We start from the raw sequence: 14,137 nt of genomic DNA, 5'->3' as shown, positions 1-14,137 counted from the left end.
CGTCCTCGACGACGAGCACCGACAGCCCGGAAAACACCGTGCTGATAAGGGAGTTGATATCCATCGCACTCACCCGCACTGGCCGATGACCTCGCCGGGCTCCCTCCCACCCTCGTCATCACCGCGGAGAACGACCGCCTGCGCGACGAGGGCGACGCCTACGCCAAGGCTCTGGAGGCCGCCGGCGTTCCGGTCATCCACCGTGTCTTCGAGGGAGCCGATCACTACTTCACCCACACCGGTCCAGTACCGGCGGGGAAGGCCGCCATCGACATGATGGCAACCACCTTGCGCACCGCACTCAGCGTCTGATGCCAGCCGGCCGAGGCAGGCGAATTCGGTCGCGGTGGGACGGGGCCACGGAGCAGGAGGGTGTCCAGGCGGCTGACCTCCTCAGGCCGCGGTGGTACACCAACATCAAGGATCCGATCCAGAAGCTCGATCCCGGCGTCTCCCGCGATCAGCCGGTCCCTGAACTCGGCTGACGTCGCGGCCCATCTCCCTCGCGGCCTTCGTCGGGCTGCGCGCTCATCGGCACCTCCTGGCGGGTCGTATCGCCACCGTACGCGCGGTGCGGGGTGATGGGAGCGGCCATGTCTGTTTTCCTTTCCGGGCAGGCGCCGGTCGACGCCTGGACGGGTCGGTCAGGGCTGGTCCAGGACGATGACGTGTCCGAAGGCGAGGTGCATCGTTCCCGCACTCTTCGAGTCCGGGAACGGGAGTGACTGAGCAGCACAGTTGGCCATTGAGAGCTTCAGCCGGCCACTTCGGCGCTCGGTGGAAACCGCTTGGTGGGGCGGGCAGGGCGTGCTGAAGGAACAACAGGGTGATGGGCAGTTGTGAAGTCGTGGCGCCCGAGCGTGACTTGACTGCTCCGGCTTCGCCATAGTGGCAGCGTGGTCGAGACTCTCATTGCCGCTTTCGGCTCGCTCGTCGCTCTGGGGGCATTGGTGGTGAGCTTCATGGCTCACCGGCATCAAGTGGCGCGTGCGGCGGCTCTCGATGTTCGTGAGGGGCGTATCGAAGCCCGGGAGAGAGCGCTGGAGCAGCGAGAGCAACGTATCCAGGCATCCATGATCGAGGTTCATGCCAGCGCCTCCCGGTCATCGCTGCATGACGATTGGGTGACGCCGCGGCTCATGATCGTAAACCCCAGCAATCAGCCCATCAGAGACTTGACGGCAAGCTACCGCGGGGAGGCGGTGCCCGACGTATTCGGTTCGGTCGGCCCAGGCACTACACGCTCGTTTCCACTGCCACCGTCAGGCAACGACGCTCGGACAGACCTGGTGCTGCCCCAGGTCACACTGCACTTCACCGATGCTGCAGGAACTCGCTGGCGCCGAGACGGCAGCGGTGGTCTGTACAGAGGCATCCGGAGGGCAAACGGTGAATGGGAGTGGATGGGCCGCGAAGATCCGGTCATCACAGAGTCGAGGGCGAACAACTACCCTCCTGCTGTTGCTCAAGCTGCTCCCGACGCGTACCCGCGGCAGCGGCTTCGCCGCCCATATCTTCGCAGTCTTGGGCATCGCCGACTGATTTTGGTCGGAGCTGTGGCGATTGCTCTTGCAGCGATCTTGGTCGTATCGGTGGTGTCGCTCGTCCTCCAGTAGCAGGGTCACTCAACTGGCGATCACCTTGTTGCGGCCTTGCGGCCGCGCTCAGGATCTGGGTGTCGTCGAGGAATCCCGGGGCCAGCTGCCGCCCGGCGAGGTCTTCGGCGGCGGCGGGATCGCGGCGGGCCAGCGCGGCCAGCGCCTGATCGGTGAGAAGGGCCGTACGCCGCGTCCAGAAGTCCGCTTGGCGTAGGCGGCGGCCAGCAGGCGGGTGAGTTGGGCGGTGGTGTCCGTCATAGAGGGCTCCTGGGGTGATGGGCTGGTGCTGCGGGGCGGCCGGAGCCGGTGTCGACGGCCGCGGGCTCGGCAAGGACCTTGCCGTGGTGCGGTTCGCCGACGTCGCCGTGCTCGGAGCAGACGACGGCGAACTGTGTCCGGCCGGGGCAGCCGGATCCGGGATGGCAGGGCCGGCCGGAGGGCTTCACCGCGTGGTCGCAGAGGCTGTTGTCGGTGTGTCTGGGTTCCACGCGCACGGTGATGCGGGCCATGAACGGGGATCCTCCTTTTTACAGACGAGAGAGCGCCGCGCCCGGCCGGGGATGCGGGCGCGGCGCTGAGGGGTGGGTTGCTACTCGGTGGTAGTGCCGGTGACCACGAGGAACTGGTCGTTGGGCAGGTCCATCACGACATGGGCGTCGCGGCCTTGCGCGCGCTGGGCGGCGGCGTCTTCGTCGGCGGGCCAGGAGCCGCGGGGGCCTCCGGCGTGGGAACCGTTCCAGGACGGTGCGCTGGGGCTGGGTGTCCATCAGGGGTGCTGTCCTTCGGGAGTGGCTGGTATTCACGAGTCGGTGTCCTCGGGGGCGGGGACGTCGCCGAACATGTCGTCCATCGCCTGCGTGACGGCGGGCCGGTGTTCGGGCCGGGTGGCGTTGAGGACCTCGTTGGTGAGGTCGATCAGGTCGATGTCCTCGACAGCGATAAAACGACCTTTCAGAACTGGCCCAAAGCACGTCTCCGCCAACGCTCTTCCGTACTTTCGGCCGGTACGCGATGCGCTTTGGCTTTCTAGCCTGAGCGGCATGATTACAGGGGATCGGCCGACAAGGTCGGCTGGCATGATGTTCAACATCGGGCTCGGCGTCGTGTTCACCCTGGGGATCGTCTTCACGACGTTCATGCTCATGGGCAGCTGGGGCGGCGCCTCCTGGGTGTTCGGCTCCGCCGTCTCGATCATCGTGGGGGGCCTCGCGCTGATGCGCGAGCGGCAGAAGATGCTGACCGCGGTCGGGGGCCTGGCCGTGACGGCCGTCGGCGTCGCGGTGTCCCTGATCGCCGGGGACGCCCTGCCGCAGGAGCCCGCGCCCATCACGGCGCTGGCCCTGTCGGTGCTCGTCAGCTCCTCAATCAGGACGCTGCCGATGGGACCGGCCGCCGGGATCGTTGCGGGTGGCGTCGTGGTGACCGGGGGCACCTGGTTCGACGGGTGGACCGGCGTGACGAGCCTGGCCACGATGGGGATGATCGCCGCCCTCGTGATGGGGTCGGTGCTGCGCGGCAGCGACCGCAAGCGGCACGCCAACGCCTCCGCCCCGCAGGGCTCCTGGGCCGACCCGCCGCGTTCGTAGCGTGGCCGGAGAACTGGTGGACGCGGTGATCTCCGCCCAGGCCGCTGCCGGACCGTGCCAGTTGACCGCCGGCCCGCCCGCGGCCCCGCCGAACGGCGCGGATCGCGGGCAGAGATTCAGTAACCTGATCAACGTGACCATTCCGGACCGATGGGCCAGGGGCGTCTCCACCGTCGGGCTTGGCGTCACGTTCCTCACGGCGATCGCCATCCAGGCCGTCGCAATCGCGCAGACCTGGGGAGCCGCGTTCTGGATACCCGGGGCCGCCTCCGCCATGGTGGTGTGCGGGCTCGCGATGATGCGTCATCGGGAGCGGACCTGGACGGCGGTTGCGGGCCTCGCCGTTGCCGCGCTGGCGGTCCTCATCCCGCTGCTGCCCGGGACCGAGCTTCCCGCCGGGCTCGGACCCTCCATGGCCCTGGGCCTTGGAGTGCTCATCGGTTCCGCGGTCAGGGTGCTTGCGACGGTGCGGGCCGGGGCCATCGCGGGCGCCGGACTGCTGGTGATCGCCGCCCAGTCCGCCGCCCGGCCGGCGTCGGCCGTCGTGGCCATCGCCGCAGCGGCCTGGCTGGCCGCCCTCGGGGTCGGGCTATCGCTGCGCACGCTCGACGGCCGGGCGAAGGCCACCTCCGAACGGGTGCGTCGGGCCGAACGGCTGGAGCTTGCCCGGGAACTGCACGACATCGTGGCCCATCACATCACGGGGATGCTGATCCAGGCGCAGGCCGCCCAGATCGTCGCGAGGCGGGCCCCGGAGAACGTGTCGAACTCGCTGACCGAGATCGAGACCGCCGGGTCCGAGGCCCTGGCGGCGATGCGCCGCGTCGTCGGGCTGCTGCGCGACACCGACGACGCGGCGCCTGCCTCACCTGGGCCGGAGGCTCTGAGCACGCTGGTCGAACGCTTCAGCCGTCAGGGCCCGAAGGTGCGACTGAGCGTGCCCGACGACGACACGGAGTGGCCGCCGGAAGTGACCAGCACCGTGTACCGCATCGTCCAGGAGGCGCTGACGAACGTCCTGCGGCACGCGCGGCACGCCCGCTCCATCGACGTCATCGTCGTCCGCGACGCCGAGGCCGTCACCGTCGAGGTCGCCGACGACGCCCCGCCGAACTCCGCCCGGCCCCGTCACCGCGGCGGGTACGGTTTGATCGGCATGCGCGAACGCGTCGAGACGCTCGGCGGCTCCCTGTGTGCCGGCCCCCGGCCCGGCGCTGGCTGGTCCGTGCGGGCGACCCTGCCCGTCCCCGCCCGGGGGCCCGGATGACCATCAAGGTTCTGCTCGCCGACGACCAGGCGATGATCCGCAGCGGCTTGCGGCTGATCCTGGAGGATCAGCCCGACATTTCCGTCATCGGGGAGGCCGCGGACGGCGCCGAGGCGATCGCGATGGCCAGGCGGCTGCGGCCGGACGTGTGCCTGGTGGACATCAGAATGCCCAAGCTCGACGGCATTGAGGTCACCCGCGCGCTGGCTGGCCCGGGCGCAACCGATCCGATACGGGTCATCGTCGTCACCACGTTCGATCTCGACGAGTACGTGTACGGGGCACTGCGCGGCGGCGCGGCTGGGTTCATCCTCAAGGACGCCGGTCCTGCCCTGCTCATCGAGGCCGTCCGTGCCGCCTACAACGGCGAGGCGCTGGTCTCGCCGTCGGTCACCCTACGGCTGCTGAAGCACCTGAACGAGACCGGGGCTGTGCCCCGCGGCCGCGCCAGGCAGTCGCCACAGCTGTCCGGACGCGCGCTCGAGGTCGTGCAGGCCATCGCGCGTGGCCGCACCAACCAGGAGATCGCCGCCGAGTTGTTCATCACCCTCAGCACAGTCAAGAGCCACCTGTCGGGGATTCAGACCAAGCTCGGGCTGCGCAACCGGACCGAGATCGCCGTCTGGGCCTGGGAGAATCGCATCGTCGAGAGCACCTCTGAGTAAACGGTTCACTCCCCCAGCACGACCGCCAGTTTCCGTACGGTCGGGTTGAGTCGCCGCGCGGGGTGCAGTGACGGCAGGACCCATATGCGCATCATCGAAGCCATCCTCATGGCGAGCGAAGAAGTCGTCCTCGCCGCCCGCGGGCCCCGGCCATGCCAGGAGAGAAAAGGGCGCCGGTTGACACGGGGGTCAACTCACCCGGCGCCGGATCCGCCAAAGGCCGAAAGCAGTGAGGATCCCACTGAGTGTCAGGTAGATCGCGGTCTCCAGCCATTGGAACGACCAGTAGCGGCTGCGGGGGTGGTACTGGACGTCGACATGGAGGTTGTGCTTGGCGAGGCAGACTGCCGTGTCGCCGAACGTGCCGGCCGCGCCGGTCTTGGGCGGGCTGTCGAGGCAGTCGTTGAACTTGCTCGCGCTGAGGGTCTTGCCGTCTGCGGTGCGCAGCGGGCTCGTCTCAGCAATCCACGCGTCGGGCGCGTTTGGAATCCTCACCCCGCCGATGACGGAGCCACCACCGATGCTGCCCAGATTCCGCGCCCCATTGATGGCTTCGACCGTCATCGGCAGCGTGGCCTTGACCGGCGGCATGAGGCTGGGCCGCACCACGTTGGGGAAGAAGAACTGGAAGGCGAGGAAGACGACGAGCGTCACAGCCATCGCGGGCAGGGTCTTGCGCAGCAGGAGCCCAACGACTGTGCCGAATGTGAAGGCCAGCGCGGCGTAGCCGATCGGGGCGATGTTGCGGGCGCCGAACACGAAGGTCTCGAACTGCTCCTTGACCGCCTCGTCGAAGGGGCGGGCCGCCCAGGTGAGCAGGGCCGCAGCCGCGCCGGTCACGATCACAGCGGCCAAGCCGATGAGCAGGATCTTGCTGAGAAGCCAGCGCGGGCGGGTGATGCTCTGGTTCCACACCAGCCGGTGGGTGCCGTTCTCCAGTTCCCGGGCGACCAGGGGAGCGCCCCAGAAGGTGCCGATGACGGCGGGAATCAGGGCGAGTCCGGTCGCCAGGAACAGCAGGGTGTTCTGGTATGCGCTGCGGAACTGGTGCCTTGCCTCGGCGCAGTTGGCCGAGCCCTGGCACTTGGCTTGGTAGGCGTCGCGGATGTCTGCACCGAGGTACACCATGTACACGGCAAGAACGGCCAGTGCGCCAACGCCGAACAGAGCCTGGATGCGGAACTGCCGCCAGCTCAGCCACATCATCGCTGGGCCCCCCAGACTGCGGCCTCGGTCCGGGCGACGGGTACGGCGGCTGCCCGGGTCATGTAACCGAGGACGAGTTCCTCAAGCGTGACGGGCTCGGCCTGATAATGCAGGGCCTCGGGCTCGCTGTCGGTGCGGACGACCGCGCTGCTGTGCGCGCCGCTGTGCTCCACCGAGATCACCTCGATGCCGGCGGGCAGCCGGTCGAACTCGCCGCGAGGTGCGACCAGTCGGGCGTGCCTGGCCAGCAGATCCCGGGTATCGCCGGCGACCTGCACCCGCGAGTCGCACAGCACGATGAGGTAGTCGCAGACCTGCTCGATGTCGCCGAGCAGGTGCGAGGACAGCACGGCGCTGGCACCGAGCTCGAGGACGAACTCCGTCAGGTTCTGCAGGAACCCCTTGCGGGCCAGTGGGTCCAGCGCCGCCGCCGGCTCGTCGAAGATCAGCAGCTCGGGCCTCTTGGCCGCGGCGATGGTCAGCGCCAGCTGCGCTCGCTGGCCACCCGAGAGCTGCCCAGCCTTCTGCGCGGGGTTCAGCCCCACCTGGCTGATACGCCGCTCGGCCAGGGCCGGGTCCCACGCCGGGTTCATCTTCGTGCCGAGCTTCAAGTGCTCGGCCACGGTGAACGAGCCGTACACCGGCGTGTTCTGGGCGACGAACCCCACCCTGGCCAGATGCGAGGCGTTCGCCGCGGGACGTGACCCCAGCACGGTCAGCGAGCCGGACGTCGGCTCGATCAGCCCGCAGGCCAGGTGCAGCAGGGTCGACTTGCCTGCCCCGTTCGGGCCGACAAGGCCGATGACACGGCCGGAGGGGATGGTGAGGTTCACGTCGCTAAGGGCCAGCTTGCCGCGGCGGCCGTATTTCTTCGTCAAGCCCTCTGCATGAAATGCCGGAGGGGAGTCTGCATTTGGCATGCCCTCATCCTGGAATTCCCCCTTCTTCCCAGCATCAGCCCAAAGCACGGTTCCCTTGTCGGCGACCGTACTTTTGACCGGTTCCGAGCCCAGGTCCCGCTGCGGTGATCACTGATCCGGGGATTCCCCGGCGTGCGCGGTCGCTGGATCAAGGTGGCGGGTGGAAGAGAACTGATGGCTGGAGCCGTGGACGGGTCAGACGGTGACGACGACTTTGCCCCGTGCGTACCGGCCCGACGCGAACTCGGCGAGGGCCTTGGGGGCGTCGTCCAGGGGGTAGGTGGCCGCGACCTCGACGGACAGGGTAGGAGTGACCTCAGAACTTCAAGATTGTCGGTGGACTCCCCTGGTGCTGCGCCACTCGCGGGGGGACATGCCGTAGGCGGTGCGGAAGGTGCGGCTGAAGTGGGTCGAGCTGGTGAACCCGAACCGATGGGCGACGGAAGTGACGGTCGGCACGTTCCGGCCGGGTCGCCCGAGTTCGCGGCGGCAGGCCTCCAACCGGTTGTGCTGGATCCAGCGGCTGACGGTGGTGCCCTGCTTCTCGAAGAGCCGGTGCAGATGGCGTACGGACATGTGGTGGGCGGCGGCGATCGTCTGCGGGGAAAGGTCCGGGTCGGCGAGGATGCGATCGATGAACGCCTTGACCCGCAGGAGTAGGGCGGTGCCCGCCGCGTCTATGCCGATATCGGGTACATCGCGCTCCAGACGCTCGGCGACGAGGGTGGTGATCAGGTCGGCGGCGTTGCGAGCGAGGAGGTCGCCGACGTGCGGAGGATGGCTGGCGGCTCGGTCGGCGCGACGGGACAGGAAGGAGATGACCAGCGCCGCTGTCTCGGTGTCGGCCTCGATCGGCGCCGCGGTGAGAGGTCGCAGGTCGGCCTCATGGAAGCCCACCATCCATCGCGGTATCTGGAACACGTGCGACCGGAAGGACGCCGTTACTTCGGTGGCGAAAGGACAGGTGGTGTCGAAGAAGGCCAGGGCCCCCGGGCGGAACACCGTCTGGCCGACGCTCCGGTCGATCACCCTCTCACCGCGAACCTGTAAGGAGACACTCGCGTAGTCCGTGGCGCAACTACCCTGGCCTTTCTCGGCCTCGCCGCAGCCCTGTGCTGCTACAAACGACTGGTCCGCCTCACCACATAGGACACCGTCTAAGTACGTTCATCTGTACGCGGCTGAGTACTTTCGCGAGTACGCCGACAACGCCTCACGAATCAAGCTGCCGTGTCAGACCGGATGCTCTACGGCCACCGAAATAAGCCGACGACCCACATTATCTAAGGGTCTGCCGATCATTAACCTGTCGTCTTGATCTTGCTGTTGGGACTGCTGCTTTGGGCGGCCACTCTGGCTCGAAGGGCTGCCAGGGCGGCCGGTGGGGTGGTGGCCGGCGAGATGGTGATGTCCTGTGCTTCGAGCAGGTGCCTGATCTTCAGCAGGGTGCGGTGCATTGCGGTGCGGCTGCTGCTGAACAGCACGGCAAGAGGTTCTGCGGCCAGGTTGACGCGCAGGTGGAGCACGGTGGCCAGGACCTGGTCGGCGAAGGTGAGCCGGGGTGGGCGGCCGCGCCGGGTGTCTCCTGCCGGTGTCAGGGTGCGGATGAGGTGCTGCAGCTGGTGCGGGGCCAGGCCGGTCAGTGCGGGGTCGGACAGCAGCTGCGGTGTCGGTGGCCGGCCGCTGCGGGCTGCCGGGATGGCCGGTTTCGGCTGGGGGTGCAGGGCATAGTTCCACTCGCCGTGGAAGGTGTGCCGGGTCAGTGGCAGGGCCGCCATTTCCGCGTCGCCCACACCGATGCCGGTGGGATAGGTGTTGGTGTCCAGCTCGGCCTTCACCCGCAGTCCGGTGCGGGTGAAGGCCGAGGCGATCGATTCGAGGATGACTTCGTGGCTGGTCAGGGGGCGACCGCGCCAGTTCATCGTGATGTGGGAGAAGAGCCGGTGCTCGATCTTGTTCCACTTCGATGTGCCCGGGGGCAGGTGGCAGACCGTGATGATCAGCCCGGTTTCCGCGGCCAGGCGGGCGAGGTGGAGTTTCCAGGCCCGGGTGCGATAGCCGTTGGATCCGCGGTGATCAGCAGCCGGGAAGCTTGCGGGTAGTCGGCCTGGCCCTGACCGTGCCACCAGCGGCGGATCGACTCCACTGCGAACGCGGCGGTGTCGTGGTCGGTGCCGACGTTGACCCAGCCGGTGTTGGCCGCCAGGTCGTAGATGCCATAAGGGATGGCCTTGCCCAGCTGCGGATCGGCGAAGTCGTGGACGCGGACCGGCACCGGATCGCCCGTGGGCCGCCAGGAGCGGCCATGGTTGTGGAAGTCGCCGACCAGCTCTTTCTTCTTGGTGTCCACGCTGATCACCGGCTGGCCGGCGTCCCGGTGATCGCGTGCTTGCTCGTTGAGATAGCGGAACTGGGCATCCCGGTCGGCATGCTGACTGCCCTCAAGCGTCTTGGCGTTGGCCTGCAGCCGGAACCCCTCCTGCCGCAGCAGGCCGGCGACGGTGTCCGCACCGACCCGGTGTCCCTGACGGGTCAGCTCGGCCGCCAGCGTGCGGGTCGACTTCGTCGTCCACCGCAACGGCGACATCGGATCACCACGTTCTTCCGGCTCGACCAGACTCAGCAGGGCAGTCCGCAGTCCAGGGTCGAGGTCCGCGACGCGTTTGCGTCCGCCGCCCGGCCGCCGCACCCGTCCGGTCAGAAACTGGCCTGCGTCCAGGTCGGACATGCCCTTGCGAACCGTTGTCCCGCTCACCCCGGCCGCCCGAGCCACGGCTCGAATGCCGCCATGTCCCAGCCCTCGGACCTCTGCGGCCATCAGCAGTCGCCGCTGTCGTTCGTCCAGATGCGGGAACAACACCGCGAACTTCACCGCGAGTTGATCACGAGTCTCGTCCGAGATGCGCATACGACACCACCGAGCCCCAGCTCTGAAAGCAACACCTTGATGATCGGCAGACCCTTAGGGTTGTCAGGTCTTCTTTGCAGCTCAACATGGGTTACTGCGCTTCTGGCACGTGAGGCAAGTAGTCGGCGGCACGTGAGACTCATGTCTTCGGGGTGGTACTGGTGGGCTCGCCTCATTCGAAAGGGCGTCGTCGTACGTCAGCCGAAGCCGCGGAGCGAGGTGGCGGCACGCATCGCCGGCCGACCGCAGGTTCCGGCCGCTTGGTCATCGGCCAGTAAAGCCGGGAGCCCCTGTCTTCACAGCGGTCGTGACCTGCGGCTACTGTTTCGCCGCTGTCGTGCGGACGAACGTGAAGCCGTCCATTCGCCTTGGGGGAGGGGATCGGCAGCCATCCATTCACTGTGGGGGCACATTGAACCTGCGTACGCGCCGCAGATCCGCGGCGCTCACCACTGCCGCCGCGCTTGCGGCGGGCCTCATCGCCGCGCTTCCCGGGTCGGCCGCCGCCGTTCCCGGCAACTGGCCGGCCACCGACGGGAAGCTGCTCTACACGGACGTCGGCGGTCAGATGGCGTTCGTCCGTCCCGACGGGTCATCGTGGTCCCAGTTCCACCCGACCGGAGACCAGGGCGCCTGGTCTGCCGACGGCAGCCAGGTCGCCTTCGTGAACCACTACGACGACCACATCCGCACGGCATGGGCCGACTCCGAGGGCACCGGCGCCGACATCGCCATGCCGTCGGGCAGTGGCTGGCATCCTGCCGATCCGACCTTCTGGTACGGCGGCGGCGACATCGTCTTCACGGCCGGCGGCCGGCTGCGGCTGACCGCGGCCGACGGCACCCGCACACCGAAGGCCCTGTTCGGCACCGATGTCGACGGCTGCGACTCCGAGCCCAGCGGCGCGGTGAACGGCATGCTGGCCTTCGTACGCACGGGCACGAGCTGCGGGACCGCGGGCGCCCCGGCCGTCTGGGTCTACAACGGCCGCTCCGGGGCGTTCACCAAGCTGGCCGACGACGCGAAGGACCCGAGCATCTCCCCGGACGGCCGGTCGGTGGCCTTCACACGGTCGATCGACGGGCACAGGCAGCTTTTCAAGGTCAACACCGACGGCACCGGGCTCACCCAGCTCACCACGGACGCCGTGAACCACAACCGGCCCGCCTGGTCGCCGCAGGGCAACCGGATCGCGTACGACGTTTTCGTCTCCGGCGACCCCGACGTCCCCAGCGGACCCCAGGTGTGGATCCACGACCTCGGCACGGGCACGCAGACGCAGGTGCCCCAGGGCACCGGCACCGACGTGGCCTGGCAGCCGCTCAGGGACAATGCGATCTCCCGGGTCTACGGCTCCGACACCTACGACACCAACATCGCGTCGTCCAAGTGGACCTGGAACACGGTCGGCGCCGGCGCAACCGGCCTGCCGAACGCGAACGCGGCCGTGCTCATCAGCAAGTCCGACGCGGCCTATGCCACCACCGCGACATCGCTGGCCGGCAAGAAGCGGGGGCCGGTGCTGACGACCTCCGGGACGGGCCTGGACTCCTCGGTGCAGACGGAGCTCAAGCGCATGCTGCCCAAGGGCAGGACGGTGTACCTGGTCGGCGGCACCAAGATCCTCAGCAGCGCGGTGGCGTCCAAGGTGACCTCGCTCGGGTACGTGGCCAAGCGGCTGTCCGACGTCTCGCGCTACTCGACCTCGGTGGCCGTGGCCAAGGCCATCACCAGCACGCCGAAGTACGTCTTCCTCGCCACCGGCACCGACTACCACAACGCCCTCGCGGCGAGTTCCGCCGCCGGTTCCATGGGTTCCGCCGGTACCGCGACCGTCCTGCTGACCGACGGTTCGACCATGACCGCGTCGGTCTATGGGTACCTCAACAAGTACAGTCCCGGCACGACGAAGATCATCACGGTGGGGACCGACGCCGAGTCGGCGCTGACCAAGGCGTACAAGGCCGGGAAGATGCCGAACTGGCCCGGCTCGTACAGCTACTACCGGGTCGCCGGCTCTACGCCGCAGTCGAACGCCATACAGCTCGCCAACCTGTGGTGGTCGCTGCCGTCGAACGCCGCCGTGGCCTCCGTGGGGAGCTGGCGGGGCGGTGTCTCCGCGTCCTCGGCGATGACGACCTACGGCCCGCTGCTGTGGACCGACGTCACCTCGCTGCCGTACGAGACCAAGCGGTACCTGATGCGGATGTCGTCGAGCATGTACCACGTGGCCGTCTTCGGCGGCTCGGGATCGGTCGACGCCTCCGTCATCCCCAAGATCGGTGCGGCGATCGGCGTGGGCACCCACTACGTCTACACGCCGTACTACAAGGGCGTGGCGCCGCAGACAACGACCGCGCAGCCGCTGTCCGGCGGCACCGGGTCCGCGCCGAGCCCGGATCTCGCGCCACTGCGCGTGACGGCGACGAAGTAGCCCTCGCGGACTTCAGGGCCCCGACCGGTCAGCCGGTCGGGGCCTTCGTCGCGGCCGCTCGGACGATGCGGCGGGGACCGGCCTGGCGTTCTTGCCGACCAGTGCCGTGACGTCGGATGCGATATCGACATCGCCGCTGTCAACGATGTTACGAAAGAGGCGACTTCGTCCCTGAGTGAGCTGCATCCGACCAGTCTGCCCTGACTCAGTGACAATCCCGGCTGGACTTGTCAGAGCGGGCTCAGCCTCTCCCGCGCGGCACGAGGCATATCGGTGTCGGCGGGCTGGCGGGTTCCTCAGGCTGCGGGGCGCGGTCCGGGTCTCGGTGCCACCAATGCCAGCCCTTACCCGGCGGCACCCCCGTCCCTCCATCGCCCGGCGATTCGGTACCTCCGCCCAACGGTGCACCCGCGGTGCCGCCAGGCGGCGCGGCCACCCCGTCAGCTGACCCTGGCGCCTCGGTACCTCCGCCCAACGGTGCGGCGCCGGTGCCGCCGGGCAGCCAGGCCGCCGCGTCGGCCGACCCCGGCGCCTCGCCCCAGGCCGAGCTGGAGGAGCTGCGGCGCAGCAAGCTGAATATCGCCCCGCAGTATGAGACAGGCGGCTCGTCGGGACAGCTGTCAGTTTCTCGTTCTTGCCGCTCTCGCCTGCCGAGTGGCGTGCGCACTGCCCGTTCGAATCCGGCGGTGCGCTGCCACACCGTCGCGCCGCGTGCGGGACATGTGGGTGACGCTCAGTTAGGTCGTTCGAGTAGCGCCGTCCCCCCGTTCGAGATCTCCCGGACAGCCTCTGACCTCGAGAAACGGCCGGTTAGCCACGCAGGGTAGCAACCGCCAGCTCTCTACGCTGAGTTGCAGGGGCCTCCCGCTCCTGCGAAGAACACCCGAAGCTGAGGAGCATGACTTGAGCGACCTCGTACTGCTCGCGGGCGGATCGGTGACGATGACCCACCACGTCACCGGAACCTACTTCATGTGCAACGACTGGCACGACGGTGTCGGCAACCACACCCAGACCTGGGCACAGGACCCCTTCGCCAAGGACAACAACTCGCACCAGTGGTTCCTGCGGCAGAACGCCGACGGCACCGTGCGCATCGAGTCGTACGCCAACCACCGCTGCCTCACCGCAGGGGCCAACCCGCCCGACACCGTCACCCTTCGCGAACGCACGGACAGCCTCAACCAGCACTGGCGGCTGGTCTCCCACGCAGAGCGAGGCAACGACTTCTACCTGGTCTCGGTCGTGCACCCGCGCTACGCCCTGGCCATCGCCGACCACCTCCAGGGCAACGACCGGCTGGTAGGCCTGACCCGCATGTGGGGCGGACCAAACCTCTCCCAGCTGTGGCGGATCTATCCCTCGTCCGAGGACCAGGGCTGAACCCGCACCAGCACGAAGGCCCCTGTCGCGGAAGTTCTACCTGACCAGTGCCGGTCCATCAGCGGGTGGCCGCCAAGCGTCGGCCGGGACGGCCGATGCAACGGCGGCCACCCGCTGACGGCTTTCCGCAGTTCTTTCAGGGCTCGCATCAGCTGCGTTCACCGGAAAAC

At 68.3% G+C, this 14,137-nt stretch carries 12 protein-coding genes and 3 pseudogenes; 7 read left to right on the top strand and 8 right to left on the bottom strand.

The genetic code is table 11. The features are described 5' to 3' along the window. Positions 1 to 57: 57 nt before the first annotated feature. Both AOQ53_RS40530 and AOQ53_RS44095 read left to right on the top strand, forming a co-directional pair. Positions 58 to 312, top strand: a pseudogene (locus AOQ53_RS40530) (alpha/beta hydrolase); the annotation flags it as partial. Between the two features lie 584 nt (positions 313 to 896). Beyond that, positions 897 to 1,616 carry a hypothetical protein gene (locus AOQ53_RS44095; RefSeq protein WP_148640304.1) on the top strand — a complete coding sequence of 240 codons (720 nt, stop codon included), beginning with the start codon at positions 897 to 899 and terminating at the stop codon, positions 1,614 to 1,616. 48 nt (positions 1,617 to 1,664) lie between these two features. Here AOQ53_RS44095 and AOQ53_RS08640 read toward each other — a convergent pair whose 3' ends face one another. The 3 genes from AOQ53_RS08640 to AOQ53_RS08630 form a co-directional block, all read right to left on the bottom strand. Further along, positions 1,665 to 1,856, bottom strand: coding sequence for a hypothetical protein (locus AOQ53_RS08640; protein ID WP_059416393.1), 192 nt, complete (start codon positions 1,854 to 1,856; stop codon positions 1,665 to 1,667). Next, positions 1,853 to 2,107 carry a hypothetical protein gene (locus AOQ53_RS08635; RefSeq protein ID WP_059416392.1) on the bottom strand — a complete coding sequence of 85 codons (255 nt, stop codon included), beginning with the start codon at positions 2,105 to 2,107 and terminating at the stop codon, positions 1,853 to 1,855. The genes AOQ53_RS08640 and AOQ53_RS08635 overlap by 4 nt, the downstream gene beginning before the upstream one ends. Before the next feature lie 290 nt (positions 2,108 to 2,397). Continuing rightward, positions 2,398 to 2,580 (bottom strand): hypothetical protein, encoded by a 183-nt coding sequence (locus tag AOQ53_RS08630; protein ID WP_059416391.1) that lies wholly within the window; start codon positions 2,578 to 2,580, stop codon positions 2,398 to 2,400. Between the two features lie 94 nt (positions 2,581 to 2,674). On the opposite strand from AOQ53_RS08630, the gene AOQ53_RS08625 reads away from it, so the two are divergent. From AOQ53_RS08625 to AOQ53_RS08615, 3 genes are all read left to right on the top strand, one after another. Then, positions 2,675 to 3,184, top strand: coding sequence for a hypothetical protein (locus tag AOQ53_RS08625; protein ID WP_059416390.1), 510 nt, complete (start codon positions 2,675 to 2,677; stop codon positions 3,182 to 3,184). Positions 3,185 to 3,317: 133 nt separating this feature from the next. After that, complete coding sequence (locus AOQ53_RS08620; RefSeq protein ID WP_059416396.1) at positions 3,318 to 4,451, top strand: sensor histidine kinase; 1,134 nt, start codon at positions 3,318 to 3,320, stop codon at positions 4,449 to 4,451. Next, a complete protein-coding gene (locus AOQ53_RS08615; protein ID WP_059416395.1) occupies positions 4,448 to 5,116 on the top strand; it encodes a response regulator in 669 nt (222 codons plus the stop codon). The genes AOQ53_RS08620 and AOQ53_RS08615 overlap by 4 nt, the downstream gene beginning before the upstream one ends. 189 nt (positions 5,117 to 5,305) lie before the next feature. Here AOQ53_RS08615 and AOQ53_RS08610 read toward each other — a convergent pair whose 3' ends face one another. The 5 genes and pseudogenes from AOQ53_RS08610 to AOQ53_RS08595 form a co-directional block, all read right to left on the bottom strand. Next, positions 5,306 to 6,322, bottom strand: coding sequence for an ABC transporter permease subunit (locus tag AOQ53_RS08610; protein ID WP_059416389.1), 1,017 nt, complete (start codon positions 6,320 to 6,322; stop codon positions 5,306 to 5,308). Then, positions 6,319 to 7,200 (bottom strand): ABC transporter ATP-binding protein, encoded by an 882-nt coding sequence (locus AOQ53_RS08605; RefSeq protein WP_236711629.1) that lies wholly within the window; start codon positions 7,198 to 7,200, stop codon positions 6,319 to 6,321. The genes AOQ53_RS08610 and AOQ53_RS08605 overlap by 4 nt, the downstream gene beginning before the upstream one ends. 366 nt (positions 7,201 to 7,566) lie before the next feature. Continuing rightward, the gene (locus tag AOQ53_RS47990) at positions 7,567 to 7,836 is read right to left on the bottom strand and encodes a helix-turn-helix transcriptional regulator (RefSeq protein ID WP_408055142.1); all 270 of its coding nucleotides are present in this window, start codon (positions 7,834 to 7,836) and stop codon (positions 7,567 to 7,569) included. A 138-nt stretch (positions 7,837 to 7,974) separates the two neighbouring features. Continuing rightward, positions 7,975 to 8,310: pseudogene (locus tag AOQ53_RS47985) on the bottom strand (AraC-like ligand-binding domain-containing protein); the annotation flags it as partial. A 233-nt stretch (positions 8,311 to 8,543) separates the two neighbouring features. Continuing rightward, positions 8,544 to 10,150 (bottom strand): annotated as a pseudogene (locus AOQ53_RS08595) (ISAzo13 family transposase). 412 nt (positions 10,151 to 10,562) lie between these two features. On the opposite strand from AOQ53_RS08595, the gene AOQ53_RS08590 reads away from it, so the two are divergent. Both AOQ53_RS08590 and AOQ53_RS08585 read left to right on the top strand, forming a co-directional pair. Next, positions 10,563 to 12,584: a cell wall-binding repeat-containing protein gene (locus AOQ53_RS08590; RefSeq protein WP_059416386.1), complete on the top strand. Its 2,022-nt coding sequence runs from the start codon at positions 10,563 to 10,565 to the stop codon at positions 12,582 to 12,584. Between the two features lie 903 nt (positions 12,585 to 13,487). Then, entirely contained in the window at positions 13,488 to 13,967 is a 480-nt protein-coding gene (locus AOQ53_RS08585) for an RICIN domain-containing protein (RefSeq protein ID WP_059416385.1), read from the top strand. Positions 13,968 to 14,137 lie beyond the last annotated feature (170 nt).

Source organism: Streptomyces azureus (assembly GCF_001270025.1).
In the GTDB taxonomy this organism is placed as follows: Bacteria; Actinomycetota; Actinomycetes; order Streptomycetales; family Streptomycetaceae; genus Streptomyces; species Streptomyces azureus.
This window is presented reverse-complemented; position numbering and strand designations above follow the sequence as displayed.

Bases quoted from the DNA above. Each gene is read 5' to 3' on its own strand.
- AOQ53_RS08640 (WP_059416393.1), bottom strand. From the start codon at position 1,856: ATGACGGACACCACCGCCCAACTCACCCGCCTGCTGGCCGCCGCCTAC.
- AOQ53_RS08635 (WP_059416392.1), bottom strand. From the start codon at position 2,107: ATGGCCCGCATCACCGTGCGCGTGGAACCCAGACACACCGACAACAGC.
- AOQ53_RS08625 (WP_059416390.1), top strand. From the start codon at position 2,675: ATGATGTTCAACATCGGGCTCGGCGTCGTGTTCACCCTGGGGATCGTC.
- AOQ53_RS08615 (WP_059416395.1), top strand. From the start codon at position 4,448: ATGACCATCAAGGTTCTGCTCGCCGACGACCAGGCGATGATCCGCAGC.
- AOQ53_RS08610 (WP_059416389.1), bottom strand. From the start codon at position 6,322: ATGATGTGGCTGAGCTGGCGGCAGTTCCGCATCCAGGCTCTGTTCGGC.